At 34.7% G+C, this 17,821-nt stretch carries 17 protein-coding genes and 2 tRNA genes; 17 read left to right on the top strand and 2 right to left on the bottom strand.

The annotated features are described in order from the left end of the window. Nucleotides 1-119: 119 nt before the first annotated feature. The 17 genes from BLP44_RS07505 (at nt 120) to BLP44_RS07585 (ending at nt 15,326) form a co-directional block, all read left to right on the top strand. Nucleotides 120-758 carry a peroxiredoxin gene (locus tag BLP44_RS07505; protein ID WP_008462031.1) on the top strand — a complete coding sequence of 213 codons (639 nt, stop codon included), beginning with the start codon at nt 120-122 and terminating at the stop codon, nt 756-758. 224 nt (nt 759-982) lie between these two features. After that, a complete protein-coding gene (locus BLP44_RS07510; RefSeq protein WP_008462030.1) occupies nt 983-1,291 on the top strand; it encodes a thioredoxin family protein in 309 nt (102 codons plus the stop codon). 109 nt (nt 1,292-1,400) lie between these two features. Next, a complete protein-coding gene (locus BLP44_RS07515; RefSeq protein ID WP_008462029.1) occupies nt 1,401-1,658 on the top strand; it encodes a DUF6952 family protein in 258 nt (85 codons plus the stop codon). A gap of 371 nt (nt 1,659-2,029) precedes the next feature. Further along, complete coding sequence (tpx, locus tag BLP44_RS07520; RefSeq protein WP_091131153.1) at nt 2,030-2,527, top strand: thiol peroxidase; 498 nt, start codon at nt 2,030-2,032, stop codon at nt 2,525-2,527. A 13-nt stretch (nt 2,528-2,540) separates the two neighbouring features. Continuing rightward, on the top strand, nt 2,541-2,915 hold the full coding sequence (locus tag BLP44_RS07525; RefSeq protein ID WP_008462024.1) for a diacylglycerol kinase family protein: 375 nt from the start codon (nt 2,541-2,543) through the stop codon (nt 2,913-2,915). Between the two features lie 18 nt (nt 2,916-2,933). After that, nucleotides 2,934-5,393, top strand: a complete 2,460-nt coding sequence (locus BLP44_RS07530; protein ID WP_008462022.1) for a DNA translocase FtsK — start codon at nt 2,934-2,936, stop codon at nt 5,391-5,393. 7 nt (nt 5,394-5,400) lie between these two features. Next, a complete protein-coding gene (locus tag BLP44_RS07535) occupies nt 5,401-6,093 on the top strand; it encodes an outer membrane lipoprotein periplasmic chaperone LolA1 (protein ID WP_083219897.1) in 693 nt (230 codons plus the stop codon). 8 nt (nt 6,094-6,101) lie between these two features. Further along, entirely contained in the window at nt 6,102-7,556 is a 1,455-nt protein-coding gene (locus BLP44_RS07540; RefSeq protein WP_066032497.1) for an LptF/LptG family permease, read from the top strand. Nucleotides 7,557-7,558: 2 nt separating this feature from the next. Beyond that, a complete protein-coding gene (gene ribB / locus BLP44_RS07545; RefSeq protein ID WP_160783599.1) occupies nt 7,559-8,692 on the top strand; it encodes a 3,4-dihydroxy-2-butanone-4-phosphate synthase in 1,134 nt (377 codons plus the stop codon). 1 nt (nt 8,693) lies between these two features. Further along, nucleotides 8,694-9,092 carry an acyl-CoA thioesterase gene (locus tag BLP44_RS07550; RefSeq protein ID WP_008462012.1) on the top strand — a complete coding sequence of 133 codons (399 nt, stop codon included), beginning with the start codon at nt 8,694-8,696 and terminating at the stop codon, nt 9,090-9,092. A 150-nt stretch (nt 9,093-9,242) separates the two neighbouring features. Further along, nucleotides 9,243-9,327: transfer RNA gene (locus BLP44_RS07555), tRNA-Ser, on the top strand. 144 nt (nt 9,328-9,471) lie between these two features. After that, nucleotides 9,472-9,556: transfer RNA gene (locus BLP44_RS07560), tRNA-Ser, on the top strand. Nucleotides 9,557-10,052: 496 nt separating this feature from the next. Beyond that, on the top strand, nt 10,053-10,889 hold the full coding sequence (locus BLP44_RS07565) for an SDR family NAD(P)-dependent oxidoreductase (RefSeq protein ID WP_008462003.1): 837 nt from the start codon (nt 10,053-10,055) through the stop codon (nt 10,887-10,889). A 93-nt stretch (nt 10,890-10,982) separates the two neighbouring features. Next, nucleotides 10,983-11,933 carry a helix-turn-helix domain-containing protein gene (locus BLP44_RS07570; protein ID WP_091131161.1) on the top strand — a complete coding sequence of 317 codons (951 nt, stop codon included), beginning with the start codon at nt 10,983-10,985 and terminating at the stop codon, nt 11,931-11,933. Nucleotides 11,934-12,166: 233 nt separating this feature from the next. Then, on the top strand, nt 12,167-12,739 hold the full coding sequence (locus tag BLP44_RS07575; protein ID WP_091131165.1) for a Crp/Fnr family transcriptional regulator: 573 nt from the start codon (nt 12,167-12,169) through the stop codon (nt 12,737-12,739). 77 nt (nt 12,740-12,816) lie between these two features. Continuing rightward, nucleotides 12,817-13,206, top strand: a complete 390-nt coding sequence (locus tag BLP44_RS07580; protein ID WP_008462000.1) for a RidA family protein — start codon at nt 12,817-12,819, stop codon at nt 13,204-13,206. Nucleotides 13,207-13,844: 638 nt separating this feature from the next. Further along, nucleotides 13,845-15,326, top strand: coding sequence for a ComEC/Rec2 family competence protein (locus BLP44_RS07585; RefSeq protein ID WP_091131167.1), 1,482 nt, complete (start codon nt 13,845-13,847; stop codon nt 15,324-15,326). A gap of 107 nt (nt 15,327-15,433) precedes the next feature. Here the strand turns inward: BLP44_RS07585 and BLP44_RS07590 are convergent, their stop codons facing one another. Together BLP44_RS07590 and BLP44_RS07595 are read right to left on the bottom strand one after the other, a co-directional pair. Further along, complete coding sequence (locus BLP44_RS07590; protein ID WP_091131172.1) at nt 15,434-16,333, bottom strand: ROK family protein; 900 nt, start codon at nt 16,331-16,333, stop codon at nt 15,434-15,436. Nucleotides 16,334-16,355: 22 nt separating this feature from the next. Then, nucleotides 16,356-17,819, bottom strand: a complete 1,464-nt coding sequence (locus BLP44_RS07595) for a glycoside hydrolase family 125 protein (protein WP_091131176.1) — start codon at nt 17,817-17,819, stop codon at nt 16,356-16,358. Between the last annotated feature and the right edge of the window lie 2 nt (nt 17,820-17,821).

Raw genomic sequence — 17,821 nt, forward strand, 5'->3', positions numbered from 1 at the left:
AAACATTAAATAGTCAAAATTTATCAACTTATAAATATTTATAATCACATCTTATTGTAAGAACCTGTACTTATGCCCTACTTTTGCACCAAATAAATTTTTAACGTAAAACGAATATTATGTCTTTAGTAGGAAAAAAATTCCCAAGTATTGCAGTAGATGCTATCTCAGAAATGGGTGACAATTTAAAAATCAACATTTTTGAAGAAGCAGTAAACAACAATAAAAAAGTACTTTTATTTTGGTACCCAAAAGATTTTACTTTTGTATGTCCAACTGAATTACACGCCTTTCAAGCTGCATTACCAGAATTCGAAAAAAGAAATACTATCGTAATTGGTGCTTCTTGCGATACTAACGAAGTTCACTTTGCTTGGTTAAATACTCCAAAAAACAATGGTGGAATCGAAGGTGTTACTTACCCAATCTTAGCTGATACTAACCGTAACTTAGCTAACATTTTAGGTATTCTTGATATCGAATCTACAAGCTACAGCGAAGATACAGATTCAGTTATCATCGAAGGTTCAAACGTAACTTACAGAGCTACTTACCTAATTGACGAGACTGGAAAAATTTTCCACGAAAGCGTAAACGATATGCCATTAGGACGTAACGTAAACGAATACTTAAGAATGGTTGACGCTTACACTCACATCCAAACTAAAGGTGAAGTTTGTCCTGCAAACTGGGAAGCTGGTAAGGAAGCTATGACTGCAGATAGATTAAGCACTGCTGAATACTTAAGCGCTAATTAAGCTGCTAAGATACTAAGGTTCTAAGTTGCTAAGTTTTTAAACTTAACTTTTTGAATCTCAAATACAATTCTACAATAAAAGTCAAGAGATTCTAAGATTAAACTTAGATCTTAGAATCTCAATGACTTAAAAACAATCAAATAAATCCACACAAAGTTATTCGGTTCGAGAGCAAACTTAGCATCTTAGAACCTTAGCGACTTAGTGTCTTAAAAATAAAACTTATGTTAATCGACTTAAACGAAGATACGTTAGCAGATTTAGTTGCTAAAAACGAAAAAGTAGTAGTGCAATATTCAGCATCATGGTGTGGAAATTGCCGTATTATGAAACCAAAATTCAAAAAATTAGCCACAGAAAATGAAGCTATCACTTTTGTTTTGGTTGATGCAGAAAATTCTCCTGAATCAAGAAAATTAGCTAATGTGAGCAACTTGCCAACATTTGCAACTTTCGTAAACGGACAATTAGTGGGCGAAACGCAAACTAACAAACAAGAAGTTTTAATCGATCTTGTAAACGCAATTGTTTAATTTTAGATCGTTAGACTAACTTAGATTTTTAGACTTCTTAGAAGTTGTCTACAAACTAAAAAAGGTCTAAGAAGTCTAAGAATGTCTAAAAATCTAAGAAGTCTAAACTATGAAATTACCAGTAATTAAGCATTTAACACAATTCATCGAAGAAAACGATCAGGATTATATCATTGAAACGATCGAAGTTCTAGAAGCGATGACGGAAATTCCTTCTCTAAAAGACGAAGAATTAGATGTAATCGGTGAATTGATTTCAAATATGTATGGCGCCCTTGAAGTACAAAAATTAGTTGCTCAAGGAACAGACAAAAAAGAAGCTTTAAATACGTTCATGAAACGTGTTTTAGGTTCAATCGATAAGTAAATCGACCCCTTCCCAAGAATAAATAAAAAAACAAAGCTGAGAAAGCGTTTCTAATTTAGAGACGCTTTTTTTAGTTTACAGTATCAGTGGCATTCTGTTCCATTCTAGATAATCTTTGTCAAGCTGAGCGGAGTCGAAGCCCGCGTAAAGTTAATGCTACAAGGATTAATGATTTACCATGCCGAGCTGCTTATTTGGGCTTCGACTTCGCTCAGCCTGACAGACGTACTAACTCTAAAATTATTAGATAAATTGATGAATTCGTGGCTATCCAAAATCCATCCTTAATCTCTCCTTAAACCCTTAACAAATACTTTTAGATTCAAATATTAATCCTTACTTTTGAGCCTCATTAATTTTAAACAAAAATCATGGCATCTATCACATTAGGAGGAAATCCAGTTCATACATCAGGCGAATTACCAGCTGTTGGATCGCAATTAGCTGACTTCAAATTAGTACAAAACGATTTATCAGTTGCTTCATTAAGCAATTTCGCTGGTAAAAAATTAGTTTTAAATATTTTCCCAAGTGTTGATACAGGAACTTGTGCAGCATCTGTTAGAAAATTCAACGAAAGCGCTAGCGGATTAGAAAACACTACTGTTTTATGTATTTCTAGAGATTTACCTTTTGCTCAAAAACGTTTCTGCGGTGCTGAAGGCTTAGAAAATGTGGTAAACTTATCAGATTTCCAAACTGGTGCTTTTGGTAAAGCAAATGGATTAGAGATTGTTGACGGACCATTAGCAGGTCTACACTCAAGAGCGATCATTGTTGTTGATGCTAACGGAAAAATCGTTCACACAGAACAAGTAGCAGAGATTGCAAACGAACCAAATTACGAAGCAGCTTTAGCAGCATTATAATATTTTCCTGTAAATGGAGTTTCAAAAAGATAATACATTTGTTACAGGCCGTTTAAAAAGCATGACTTATGCTTTTAACGGCGCTGTAAAATTAATTAAGACTGAACACAGCATTATGGTTCAATTTTCATTGGGAATCATAGTGACTATTTTAGGCTTTTATTTTCATATTTCACAAACCGAATGGCTTTGTCAAACCTTGGCAATCGGTTTAGTTTTAGCTGTCGAAGGATTAAATACAGCAGTTGAAAAAATTGCCGATTTTATTCATCCTGATTACAGCAAACGAATTGGATTTATTAAAGATATTGCTGCCGGAGCGGTATTTTTTGCCGCAATGACTGCAATTGCAATAGGCTTGATTATTTATATTCCAAAATTTATTTAGGCAAAGGAAAACGCAAGAATGGCAAAAAATAAAAAAGAAACTGTAGATAAAAAAAACGACAAACAAGAAGGAAATAAAAGATCTTTTAAAATATCTAAACAACAAAAATTTGTTTTAGGATGTCTTTTGGTTCTTTTTTCTATTGCACTATTAGTTGCATTTATTTCTTTTTATGTTAATGGACAATGGCAAAACGACCAAAGTGTTGTAGACCAACTTGGAGACCGCACTGAAGTTGCAGAGAACTGGCTCGGAAAATTCGGGGCTTATCTTGCCGATTTAATTATTTACAGAGGCTTCGGACTTGCCTCTTTCATTTTTGTACGTTTATTTTTCCTTACCGGAATGTTTTTAGCGCTAGAGCTTTCGACTCAAAAACTTAAAAACACTTGGTTCTGGGATATCTTTGCTATTATAGTAGTTTCTATCTTATTTGGTTTCTTTGCTACTTCTGCGCCAGAATTAGGAGGAACAATTGGTTATGAATTAAATTTATTCCTTCAAGATTATATCGGGAAAACAGGTACTTTGCTTACACTGCTTTTTGGTTTAATCGTCTATCTGATTTTCAAAATCAAATTATCTCCAGAAAAAATTCAATCGTATTTTGATTCTACTAAAAAAGAATTCAAATCGGAATTAGACACTTTAAAGCCAGCTGTAAATCAGCCGGAAAGTGCTTATAATTTGGAGGAATTTGCTATTGTAGAAGAAAAACAAGAAGAAAACGACCCTGAATTAGACAACATCCACATCAAAACTGTCGATTCTCAATTTGAACTTAATAAAGAAGCTTTAAAACCGACAATCTCTCATCCTTCGGAAATTGATTTAAATCCAACTTTAAAACCAATTACTCCAAAACAAGAACTGCCATTAGTTAATCCCGATGAAGCTTTTGTAATTGAAAAGGCAGAAGAAGAGGATATTATTGAAGAAAATTTAGCTTCTCGTCTAGTTGCAGATTTCGGTTTATTTGATCCGACTTTGGATTTATCAAATTACAAATTCCCGACCATCGATTTATTAAAAGAATATTCGACTGGCGGAATTACAATTAATCAGGAAGAATTAGAAGAAAATAAAAACAGGATTGTAGATACGCTTCGTAACTACAAAATTGAAATTGCACAAATTAAGGCAACCGTTGGACCATCGGTTACTTTATATGAAATTGTGCCAGAAGCAGGAATCAGAATTTCTAAAATTAAGAGTTTAGAAGATGATATCGCTTTATCATTATCAGCACTAGGAATTCGTATTATTGCACCAATTCCAGGAAAAGGTACTATCGGTATTGAGGTTCCGAACAAAAACCCAACCATGGTTTCGATGAAAAGTGTTATTGGAGCAGCAAAGTTCCAAGAAGCAGAAATGGAATTGCCAATTGCATTAGGAAAAACCATTTCAAACGAAACTTTTGTTGTCGATCTTGCCAAAATGCCTCACTTACTGATGGCTGGAGCAACTGGACAAGGAAAATCTGTCGGACTAAATGCGGTTTTAACTTCACTTTTATACAAAAAGCATCCAGCAGAAGTAAAATTTGTTTTGGTCGATCCGAAAAAAGTTGAGCTTACACTTTTCAATAAAATTGAAAGACATTATTTAGCCAAACTTCCCGACACAGAAGATGCTATTATTACTGATAATGCAAAAGTTGTGAACACTTTAAATTCGCTTTGCGTGGAGATGGATAATCGTTATTCTTTGCTAAAAGATGCGATGGTTCGTAATATTAAAGAATACAATGAAAAATTTAAGTCTAGAAAATTAAATCCAGAAGCTGGACATCGATTTTTGCCATACATTGTTTTGGTTGTCGATGAGTTTGCCGATTTGATTATGACCGCGGGAAAAGAAGTCGAAGTTCCGATTGCTCGTTTGGCTCAATTAGCCCGTGCTATTGGTATTCACTTGATTATCGCAACACAAAGACCGTCTGTAAACGTTATTACAGGTTTAATTAAAGCCAATTTCCCTGCCAGAATTGCGTTTAGAGTAACTTCGAAAATTGACTCTAGAACCATTTTAGATACTCAGGGAGCCGATCAGCTTATTGGACGTGGAGATTTATTATACACTAATGGAAACGACGTAATTCGTGTGCAATGTGCTTTCATTGACACTCCTGAAGTGGAAAAAATTACAGATTTTATTGGAGGACAAAAGGCATACGCTACAGCTTATTTGCTTCCAGAGTTTGTTGGAGAAGAAAGTGGCATCAATCTTGATATAGATATTTCCGAAAGAGATACTTTATTTAGAGAAGCGGCAGAGATTATTGTCAATGCACAGCAGGGTTCTGCTTCTTTATTGCAACGAAAATTAAAATTAGGATACAACAGAGCGGGTCGATTGATCGATCAACTTGAGGCAGCAGGTATTGTTGGTCCATTTGAAGGCAGTAAAGCACGTAGTGTGAACATCTTAGATTTAAATGCTCTTGATCAATTTTTTAATAATGAACAAAATTAATCCAATCATGAAAGCAAAAATTCAAGAAATCAACAACAATTCTATCACAAACATGACTAAAAAGTGTTTTCAAATGGCAATTATTTTGCTTTTGAGCTTCACTTCTATTCAGGCTCAAGATAAAAAAGCGAAAGATTTATTGAACGAAGTAACTTCTAAAATAAAAAGCTACGACAATATTGTTATCGATTTTAAATATTCTTTGAATAATGCCAAAGAAAATATCAATCAAGACAGTAAAGGAAACGTAACTATGAAAGGAAATCAATATGTTTTGAATTTCATGGGCGTTACTAAAATCTTTGACGGTCAAAAAACATACACTATCGTTCCTGAAGACGAAGAAGTTACCATTTCTAAAGTAAACGAGAAAGATGATAATGCAATTACTCCTTCAAAAATGCTTACTTTCTTCAATTCTGGCTACAAATACAACATGGACATCGTTCAGAATGTAAAAGGAAGAAAAATTCAATATATCAAATTAGTTCCAACTAGCGGAAAAGACCAAAGAAAAGAAATTTTGTTAGGTATTGACGTTCAGACAAAACACATTTACAATTTGATTGAAACTGGAAAAAACGGAACAAAAACAACTTTAACCGTTAATTCTTTTAAAACCAATCAGCCATTATCAAAAAATCAATTTACCTTTGTAGCGAGTAAATACCCGAAATACTACATCAATAAATTAGATTAATCAGAAGGTTGAAAATTCTAGACAAATACTTATTAAAAACATTCTTACTTACATTTACCACGGTATTTGTAATCTTATTTTTCATATTCATACTGCAAACAGTATGGCTATTTATATCAGAACTAGCAGGAAAAGATCTCGACTTAATTTTGGTCGTGAAATTCCTGCTTTTTTCTATGCCACGTATTATTCCGTTGGTTTTACCTCTTTCGGTTCTATTAGCATCCATCATGACTTTCGGAAATCTAGCCGAGAACTATGAATTCGCGGCCATGAAATCTTCGGGAATCTCCTTGCAAAGAGCAATGAGAGTATTGATTATTTTTATTTTCGTTTTAAGTATTGTTGCTTTTTGGTTTGCCAACAATGTGATTCCGTATGCCGAATACAAGTTTGTCAACTTTAGAAAAAACATTGCTCAAGCCAAGCCAGCTATGGCTATTGCTGAGGGTCAATTTAATGATGTAGGCACTTACAATATTAAAGTAAACAAAAAATCTGGCGAAAACGGCAATCATTTAACTGGTGTGACGATCCATGAGAAAGCGAATAATATGGGTGAAAATAAAACCGTAATTAAAGCTAAAACTGGTGAATTAGTCAGTAACGAGAAATCTAGCATATTAAAACTAGTTTTGAATGACGGCTACTACTACCAAGATGTCACTCCAAAAAAATATGAGGATCGTGCTAAAATGCCTTTTATAAAAGGAAAATTTAAGACACAGATTATCAATATCGATTTATCTGAATTAAACAAAGTTGATGATAGTAAAGAAAGTATTGCAGGAACAAATGCCATGCTAAATGTTAATGAGCTACGCTACACTTTGGACTCGTTGAGCAAAAATTTAGACAACGAAATTGTTTCTTTTTCTGAAAATATCAATCAGCGAGTTGGAATTAAAAAATTTCCTCAAAATTCTCAAAAAGACATCAAGAAAAAACCTATTCCAAACGATGTTTTGTCTATTTACTCTAATAAAGATAAAGTAGATATTTTAAAAATGGCAGGAAGCAATATTACCAGCAATATTTATTCTATCGAAACTACGCAGAAGGATTTAAAAGACAAAGAGCGAGAGATCAACAAACATTATAATGCGTTATACGAAAAATTTGTTATTGCGTTTGCCTGTTTCCTAATGTTCTTTATTGGGGCTCCGCTTGGTGCGATTATTAGAAAAGGAGGACTTGGCCTTCCTATTGTATTTGCGGTTTTAATCTTTATTACTTTCCATTTCATCAATACATTCGGAAAAAGATTATCTCAAGAAGGCGGAATGACTCCGTTTATGGGATCGTGGATGTCGTCTTTTATACTCTCTCCTCTAGCAATTTTATTAACCTATCGTGCTACAAACGACAACGGTTTAATTAATTTTGATGCGATTACAACTCCGATTTCACAACTAATTCAGAAAATCTCTGAGCGGTTTTTACCTGCTCAAAAGCAAAAATAATTATGTCAACAACAAAAATACAATTGAATACCATTGAAGAAGCTATAGAAGATATTCGTCAAGGTAAAGTAATCATTGTAGTCGATGATGAAGATCGTGAAAATGAAGGTGATTTTTTGGCTGCTGCCGAAAAAGTAACTCCAGAAATGATCAACTTTATGGCTACCCATGGACGCGGTTTAATTTGTACACCACTTACAGAAAGCCGATGCAAGGAACTGGATCTTCGCGCAATGGTAACCAACAATACAGATCATATGGAAACAGCTTTTACGGTTTCTGTTGATTTGAAAGGACAAGGCGTTACAACTGGGATTTCTGCTGCTGATAGATCAAAAACAGTTCAGTCATTAGTTGACCCAAATACAAAACCTCATGATTTAGCTCGTCCTGGTCATATTTTCCCTTTAATTGCCAAACAAGGCGGAGTTTTGAGAAGAACCGGCCATACTGAAGCTGCAATTGATTTTGCGCGTCTAGCTGGATTTAAACCTGCAGGGGTAATATGCGAAATTTTAAACGAGGATGGAACAATGTCTCGTCTGCCAGAATTGATTAAAGTAGCTAAAAAATTTGATTTGAAATTAGTTTCTATTGAAGATTTGGTTGCTTATAGAATGCAGCACGATAGCTTAATCGTTAAAAAAGAAGATTTCGACATCGAAACTCGTTTTGGAACTTTTCGTTTAAGAGCTTACGAACAAACAACAAACAAACAAATTCATATCGCTTTAACGAAAGGAACTTGGAATCTTGGCGAACCAATTTTAACCAGAATACACTCTTCTCAAGTGAATAACGATTTATTAGGAACTTTGACTAATAATGCTGAACAGCAGTTAGATGATATGTTTAAAGTGATTAATGAAAACGGAAAAGGCGCTGTTATCTTTATCAATCAAGACATGACGGCTGTTAACCTTTTAAACAGAATTTCTGAGCTAAAGTCATTGCAAGCTAACGGAACTTTAAAAGCTCCTAAAGTTATTATTGACAGTAAAGATTACGGTATCGGAGCTCAAATTCTTCATGATATAGATATTTCTAAAATCAGATTGGTTTCGAACACAGAACAAACAAAACGCGTTGGTATGATTGGATACGGACTTGAAATTACAGAATACGTTAATTACTAATATGGGAACAGTAGAAGAAAGAATTCAAAAATCAGAAACTCGTATTTTTAAAGCCGTTTTTCCTAGCACAACAAATCATTACGATACTTTATTTGGTGGAACTGCTCTTCATTTAATGGATGAAGTTGCTTTTATCTGCGCTACACGTTTTAGCCGTAAAAAAGTAGTTACGATTTCTACGGGCCAAATTGATTTCAAAAAAGCAATTCCCGCAGGAACCTTAATCGAATTAGTAGCAAAAGTGGATAGCGTTGGAAGAACCAGCTGTAAAATTCATGTCGATATTTTTATGGAACAAATGTATACTGAACTTCGAGAAACGGTAGTTTCAGGAACTTTTTCGTTTGTTGCCGTCGACGAACATAAAAAACCAACGCCAATTTTAGACGATTTAGATTAATTTTTTAAAAAATATCACTTCGGAAATACTGATAATTAGACACTTGAAAATTATCTTAAAAAACTTCAAAAAAAAGTCCGAAAAAAGTTTTTATAACCGAAAAACCGTCTTATATTTGCACCCGCAATCAGATAATGATCGCGACATACTGGAGAAATGGCAGAGCGGTCGAATGCGGCAGTCTTGAAAACTGTTGACTGTAACAGGTCCGGGGGTTCGAATCCCTCTTTCTCCGCTGACTTTTAAAACCTTTAACTTTGTTAAGGGTTTTTCTTTTTTATAGCATATTTTTTTTTTAGAAATAGTTCAAAAAAAATTTTCACAATTCAAAAAACAACTTATCTTTGCACTCGCAATCAGAAAATGATAGCGACATACTGGAGAAATGGCAGAGCGGTCGAATGCGGCAGTCTTGAAAACTGTTGACTGTAACAGGTCCGGGGGTTCGAATCCCTCTTTCTCCGCTGAGAGCTTAAAAAGAGACTCAAAGTTTACAAAAAAGGCTAAAATTCACGGAAAACCCTGCAAATCAAACGATTTGCAGAGTTTTGCCTTTTAGGTGCATTTTCATTATTTTCAAAACCGCAAAGAAGTTTCGTGTCAGAATCGTGGCAGAAAAACGCAATAGAAAAATGAACAAAACCAACAATACTGAACTTTGGTTCGAATCTGCAGTGAGTTCGGAAATATTCAACTCAAAATTTGGTTTATTTTACAAACAAGTTACTTATAATCCACTGATATCCAAAAACTTGATGTAACAAAATCCCAACAAAATAATTATATTCTCGCCAAAACAGCAATGTCCCTGCCAGTTAAACCCTCCAAATCTTGTTTTTACCATTACCATTTTCGAATCTAATTATCAATTTTTCATTTTGGTTATGACAATCCTCATTTAAGCAACGCCATTATCTCTATTTGGAACCAACTTTGCCGTTATATTTATACAATTAAAAAATGGAAAATAAACAGAAAGAAAAAGTTTGGTTCATTACAGGATCTTCAAGAGGTTTTGGAAAAATATGGACAGAAGCCGCCCTAAAACGCGGAGACAAAGTCGCAGCTACAGCACGCAACATCAATAGCATTGCCACATTAAAAGAAATGTATGGCGATCAGGTTTTGGTTCTTGAAGTGGATGTAACCAATGCCTCGCAAGTGCAGAATGCCATCAGTGAGGCCAATAGATATTTTGGAAGATTAGATATTGTGTTCAATAATGCAGGATATTCTCTGGTGGGCACCATCGAAGAGAGCAGCACCGATGAGATAAAGGCCATGTACGAAACCAATATTATGGGAGCTATCCATATAATTCAGGCGGCATTGCCTATACTGCGGGCTCAAGGTTATGGCCATATTTTGGGGACATCCAGCGCCGTTGGCATTTATAGCAATCCTCTTATTGGTTATTACTGTTCTTCAAAATTTGCGTTTGAAGCTATCTATGATAGTTTATCGAAAGAAGTTGCCACATTTGGCATCAAAGTAACGCTGATTGAACCTGGGGCATACAGCACTGAATTTGGCAGTGCCGAATCGCTAAAAATAGCCAGCAAAAAAATAGCGGATTATGATGATTTAAAAAGCAGGTTGATTGAAAATTTACAAAAGCTGGAACGAGGAAATCCTATTGCCACTCCCGAGGCTATATTTGCAGTTGTAGATGCTGAAAATCCACCATTGAGATTGCTTTTGGGTAAAAATGATTTGCCATATATTCAACAAACCTATGCTGAACGTCTTCAGGAATGGGAAACTTGGAAAACTGTTTCAGAAGCAGCTCAAGGCTAATCCCATCTATGATGTTTTTGACGTGCTTTTATTCGCTTTTTTTCTAGGGAAAAAGCGAATATTGCTTAACTTGTATTCTAGAATTTTTATAACATGGTTTCAAAAAAATCGAATCAATCCATAAAAAGATTCAATACGCTGGCTGACGTAATGGAGACATCTGGTTTTCCGCCTCCAAAGCACCCTTTAATCGTTTTGCTAAACGGAGTGGACAAGCCGCTTAAAGGCCATGCGCCTAAAAAATCGCATGTGTTGAATTATTATAAAATAGCTTTTAAACCAAATGCCGGAGGAGAGTTGATGTACGGCAAGACTAAATTTGATTTTAAAGAGGGAGGTTTGTTTTTTGTAGCTCCACAGCAAATTCTATCTTCAATAGAAGATAATGATAAAGAGGAAACTGCACAACAAAAAATACTTAGTCCGCAGATCACACTGCTTATAGATCCTGATTTTTTACTGCAATACCCATTGGCACAAAAGATCCATCAGTATACCTTTTTCTCTTATGCTGCCAATGAATCGCTTCACCTTTCGACAAAAGAAAAAGAAACTATTCTATCGCTATTCAGAAATATTGAAGAAGAGCTTGAAAACCGTATAGACGAAATGAGCCATAATGTGATCATATCTCAAATTGAACTATTACTAAACTATGCACAACGTTTTTATAATAGGCAGTTTCTTACGAGAAAACAAAACTATTCTAGTCTTACCGATCGTATTGATCAGTTGCTGGAGGATTATTTTAATAGTGATAAGGCCTTGAATGCTGGAGTTCCAACCGTTAATTATTTAGCTGATCAGCTGCATATGTCAGCAAGTTATTTAAGTGATCTATTAAGAAAACTTACCGGGCAAAACACCCAACAAATTATTCATGATAAAATGATTTATCGTGCTAAAAATAAGTTATCTGCTACAGCTCTTAGCATTTCTGAAATTGCATTTGAATTAGGTTTTGAACAGCCTCAATCCTTTAGCAGATTATTTAAATTAAAAACCAAACAGAGCCCACAACAATATAGAGCTCAATTCAATTAATTTTTACAATTTGCTCATTTCAGTAATTTTTTTTTTAAAGGAGTGTGGTAACAGCGTACGTTTACCGGAAATCTATACTGGTAAAAGCTTTAGGAATTTCCTATCTTCCATTTTTACATATCCAAGATCTTTGTATAATGTACTAGCGGCATCTTTATAAAGCTGTATATTTGATATGGATTGGAATAAATTAAAAACAAACCGAAACAGCCACAATTGGTACCTAGAATCCAATGGAAGATAAATATAATTTGCTAAAAGAACATATAGAGAAAGTCGTTCCCCTTACTGACGAAGAATTTGCATTTGTAAGAGAATGTTTTATTCACAAACAATATAAAAAATCTGAATGTATTTTTAAGGAGGGTGAAGACGTAAAATATATATACTTTGTTTTGTCCGGTCTTATGAAGTTCTATTATACAGACAAGAATATCAAACAGCATATTGTTTCATTTGCAATGGAAGATTGGTGGGAAACCGATGTTTCGGCCTTTTATACGAGGGGGTATGCTTCATTTACTTTAGAATGTTTGGAAGACACTGAATTACTTTGTCTATCACTAGAAAATTTTGAAATGTTGTGTAATCATCTACAAAAGATAGAACGCTTTTTCCTTCGTAAATCAATTGCCGGTCATATCGGTTCTCAGCAACGGATTTTATCATTTTTAACCTTGGGGGCAAAAGAAAGATATGAGCAGCTGATAGCCCGAAATCCAGCTTTGGTACAACGAATTCCAAAATTACTGCTTGCTTCTTACCTTGGCGTGTCCAGGGAAACCTTAAGCCGTCTGTTTTCTTGATTTTATTAATTGTGAGGTTTGTCACACGGGTGAATGAAAAAATATCTTGAGCTTTGTCTCATAATATTTTTATAGAAATGGAAAAGAAAGTAATCAATCCTTGGAACTGGCAGGATGCCAGAAATTATGTGCAGGCAGTTGAAGTTAAACATGCAGATGCCACTTTATATGTGTCAGGCCAATGTGCCATTAGTGAAGACGGAATATCGAGCAATTCTGATATGAGGACGCAGATTATCCACACCATTGAAAATCTTGAAAAAGTTATTCGATCAAGTGGATATGAAGCTCGAAATCTCGTTCGTCTCAATATTTATACCATTGATTCTTCTGAATTATTTGAGAACTTCGATGTTATACAGCAGTGGCTCAGCAAAAATCAGGTACAGCAAACTAGTACAGTTTTGGAAGTCAAGTCTCTTTTTGAAACTTTAAAGGTAGAGTTTGAAGCGACTCTTGCCAGATAATTTCGGTAAGAGTTAAAAATGGCAATTATTTCACTATTTGCCATTTTTATTTTTGTGATTTTTCGTGCTATTATAAATTAAAAACGCATTTTTTTTAATCAAAAAAAAGAACTATAACTAATTAAAAAGCAATACATTACACATTAAAACGTCACATTTTAAAGTTAATGGTAGAATTGTTGCGTAGTACATTAGAAAAAATTAGAAACAGTATAAATGGGATGGGAAAATTTGTCCCTTTTTCTCCTAACTTTAAAACCCATAAATCTGGTGAGAGGCTTTCTTTTTTAATATTTTCAAGAAATCGAGAAATACAACAATCCCCTTCAAATTAAATAATTTGAAGGGGATTGTCTTTTACACGAATATCCAATATTTACAAAATTTCTCAAAAAGTTTCGCAATTTTTTTTGTGCGCTATTTTATTGCTCTATTAAAGATTATCGAATCACGATTCAAATATAGTAAGGTTTTAAAACTGCATCTTTAATTTTCATAGCTGCTAATCAGGTAGTTATACTTGAAGCCACAAGAATCATTTTAAATAACTTTGTGTAAATCAATATTTTAAACACTAAGAATACAAAAATATTAGCACTCAAAAACAAAACACTATTTCTAACCAATATCACAAAAAAATGGATCAGAAAATTATCAATAACAAATATGGATTTGCCACGTTCCCTTCTGTAAAAATAATGGACTATGTTACAGACAAAAAAGGCAAAACAACATTTAAATGGGTAAAACACTTATTATTTGGAGATTGGATCGGTCTTCTAACAGGACCTGATGGTCTTCCTGTCTACAAAGAACATAATAACAAACAATATGTCAAGGTTAGAGGAAGAAATCAAAGCGGCTGGATCAGACCTGAAGAAATACAGCCCAACAGAATACTAGAGGTTAATTTTGTTGATGTCGGTCAAGGAGACGGCTGTCACGTAGTTACCCCCGAAGATCAGCATTACATTATAGATGCAGGTGCCTCTGATAATATGTTCCGCTTTTTAAAATGGAGATTCAATCTTAACAAACCTGGCAAGTTTCCACCTCCCATGGATATCATTATTTCACATTCAGATGAAGATCATTATGCTGGTTTCACCAAAATTTTCACACATGAAAAAGAAGGACGTAAAACCTTTACAATAAAAAAAGTATATCATAACTGCATGATCGAAAAAAGCGGAGAAGATCCATCTTCACTCGGGACATTAATCTCTCATCAAGGTAAAGATTACATTACTGATCTTTGTGAATATAACTCAGACTTTCAAAACAGAGTAAGCTCTCCCACAGGACAAGGGAATTACATTAAAATGCTGTTAAAAACCACGGCAGATAAAATCGGGCTGCGTGCTGGACTAACTGCTCTTGGCAGTCAAAATACAGTTATGGAAATTTTAGGACCTGTTACGGAAAACATTCAAGGTAAAAGAGCTTTACAGGTTTTTAAAGACAATAAAGGCAAAACTAAAAATGGTCATTCTATTATTCTAAAACTTAAAATAGGCAAAGTCAAACTGCTCATTGGAGGAGATTTAAATGAACCCGCTGAAGATCATTTGATGAAACATTATACTGGAGCAGATATTCCAGCACTTCGAGCTGCACTTAAATCAGCCACTGCGGCCCAAAGACAGGATGCTGAAAATGCTCTTCGTGCCGCAATACTTCAAGCAAGGACAGTTTTTCAAACTGACATAGCCAAATCTTGCCATCATGGTTCATCTGACTTTACTAGCGAGTTTATGGATGCGCTAAACCCTATTGCCACCATTATTTCTAGTGGAGATGAAGAACCGCACTGCCATCCGCGTCCAGATACGCTTGGAACCATTGGAAAGTATAGTCGTGGTTTAAGATCATTGATATTTTCAACAGAGCTTTCCAGATCTACACCAGAATTTTTGCAAAGAACTCAAAACAAAACTTCTTCAGCCATACCAATAGACAAAGAGCGTTTAGTAACAGTTTACGGTATGATTAACGTGCGCACTGACGGTGAGAAAATAATAATTGCTCAAAAATTAGAAGCACCCTCAAACAGAGGCTCATGGGATATCCAAGAAATCTTATGGAATCAAGCCTTAAATGACTTTGAATATCAATTCTGACAATAGTTTTTATTTGGCTTGTATTCATCCGTTAATAATTCAAACTAGGATTTGAAATTACTTCTTAAAACAAAAAAGGATGAACTAAACCTCATCCTTTTCTGTTTTTAATCACATAGAAAACTGACCGCTCCTAATAAGGCAGCGATTTCATTGTCATTTGAAATTGAAATTTCGATTTTTAAACCAGATTCCTGAATTACTTTATCAAATGAAAACAGAAACAAATCACTTGCATTAGCAATTTTACCGCCAATAATAATATGGTCTGCTGCAAATTTTTTAATCCACGGAATAACAACTTCGGCTAAATCCTCTCCCATTCTTTCAAATACCAAGATTGCTTGCTTATCTCCGTTTTTTGCTAGATTATAAAGTTCTAATCCATTATTAAGATCTTTATTGCTCAAAGATTTATAATGCGACAAAAGACCTCTAACTGAAACATAATCTTCTGCAATTCCATCCCTATAAGGCAGGTTGTATATTTCTCCGTCAGTTGGAACAGAAGTTCCTGAGCTGATAGATGTTCCTTTATCAATAAAACAAGCTCCTAATCCTGTTCCTAATGTAACGGCCATTAATTTTTTAGAAAGATTTTCTTGTTGTTTAAAAACTTCTCCTTTTCCAAAGCAAACCGCATCATTTTCAAAAAGAACTGGAAAATCTGAAGGAAAATCAAGAGTTTCGAGAAGCAATTCTCTAATGTTCAATCCGTAAAAATGTTCGTATTTAGACTGATCTTTAATCCAGCAAATTCCGGTTTTATAATCAAATGGTCCAGGCATGCAAATAGCAATTCCTGTAATGTCATTAATCTTAGAATTTTCAATTGAGGTGCTGATTACTTTTTTCCAAATGTTCATAACCTCGTGTACTGGCCTATTCGAATCGAAGGATTCTTTACAGAGCGAAAAGTCAAGCACTTTCATCTCTGTTTTATTAATAACCGCAGCTGTAATATGCGTTCCTCCTATATCTAGCCCAATGGCGTGTGATGTATTCATTTTTAATTATTAAGCTTTAGTACTAGATATTTTTATCTTTTAGAATTTGAGGAAAATGTATACTGGTATGTACAATCATTTCGCCAAATAATGTATTCGCCCAAGCAAACCATTTACGGGTAAATTTATTGACATCGTCTTTATGGAAAGATTCGTGCATAAATCCAGTATCTGCATTGGTTTTAATCAAATTACTGATACAAGCTTTTATTTCATTTTCGTCTACACTCGTAATGGCTCTCAAAACAATACTCATAGGCCAAATGGTATCAACTCCTGTGTGCGGACCTCCGATACCTTCTCCTGCTTTTCCTTTATAGAAAAACGGATTATTTTCAGACAATACCACTTTTCTTGTGTTAAGATATAAAGGATCATTTGGAGCAATCGCACCTAAATATGGCAATGATAATAAAGAAGGTACATTAGCATCGTCCATCATATGGAAACTGCCGTAACCGTTTACTTCAAAAGCAATGATTTTTCCGAATTTTGGATGATTGATAATTCCATGTTCTTTTAATCCGTTTTGAACCTCATCTCTTAATTTTGTGGCTTTCGCTACTAAATCATTATCTTTTAAAGCTGGAAGAGAGAAAATTTCAATCAGATAGCCTAATATTTCAATAGCGAACATATTGCTCGGAATCAGGTAACCGAATAAAGTAGAATCGTCGCTTGGTCGGAAAGTCGAAACGATTAATCCGCAAGGTTTTACGGGATAACCATAACCGCCTAACGGAACTCCATCTGTCGCCCAAGCCGTCTGACGCTGAAAACTATAAGGACCGCCCTTGCCATCCATTCGCTGCTGTTCTTTAAAAGTCTGCAGAATCAAAAGCATGGCTTCTTTCCATTTGGTATCAAATAAGCTGATGTCTCCCGTTTCTTTCCAATATCCGTGCGCTAATCGAACTGGATAACACAAACTGTCAATTTCCCATTTTCTTTCATGAATTCCGGGTTGCATCTTGGTAAGATCGTTTTTCCACTCACTTTCCTTAGTGAAATCTTTATAAAAAGCATTCGCATACGGATCCAGCAAAATACATTTCGCTTGACGATTAATTACTCCTTTTACCAATTCTGCCAATTTTGGATCTTCTTTTACAAACGGAATATAAGGCCAGATCTGAGCTGTACTGTCTCTAAGCCACATGGCATCAATATCACCCGTAATTACATATGTATCTGGTTTTCCGTCAATAATTTCAAAATCTACTGTTGTATCTAATGTATTTGGAAAACAGTTTTCGAATATCCATGCCAATTCTGGATTGGCAATTTGTTTTTTAATGCGCACGATCGCAGCTTCAATCGCTTTACTTGTAAATTTTCTTTCAGCAACTGGAGGCCTTTTAGAAACAAAATCTTTTAGCGGCAACTGAAAGGCATCTGAATTAAATCCGAAAGCTTCTGTTTGAAGTGCTAATACTCCTGCGGAAAAAATGCCTGCGTTTTTTATAAATTTTCTACGTGACTGCATAT

Origin of the sequence: Flavobacterium anhuiense (assembly GCF_900101855.1) — a bacterium.
Lineage (GTDB): Bacteria > Bacteroidota > Bacteroidia > Flavobacteriales > Flavobacteriaceae > Flavobacterium > Flavobacterium anhuiense.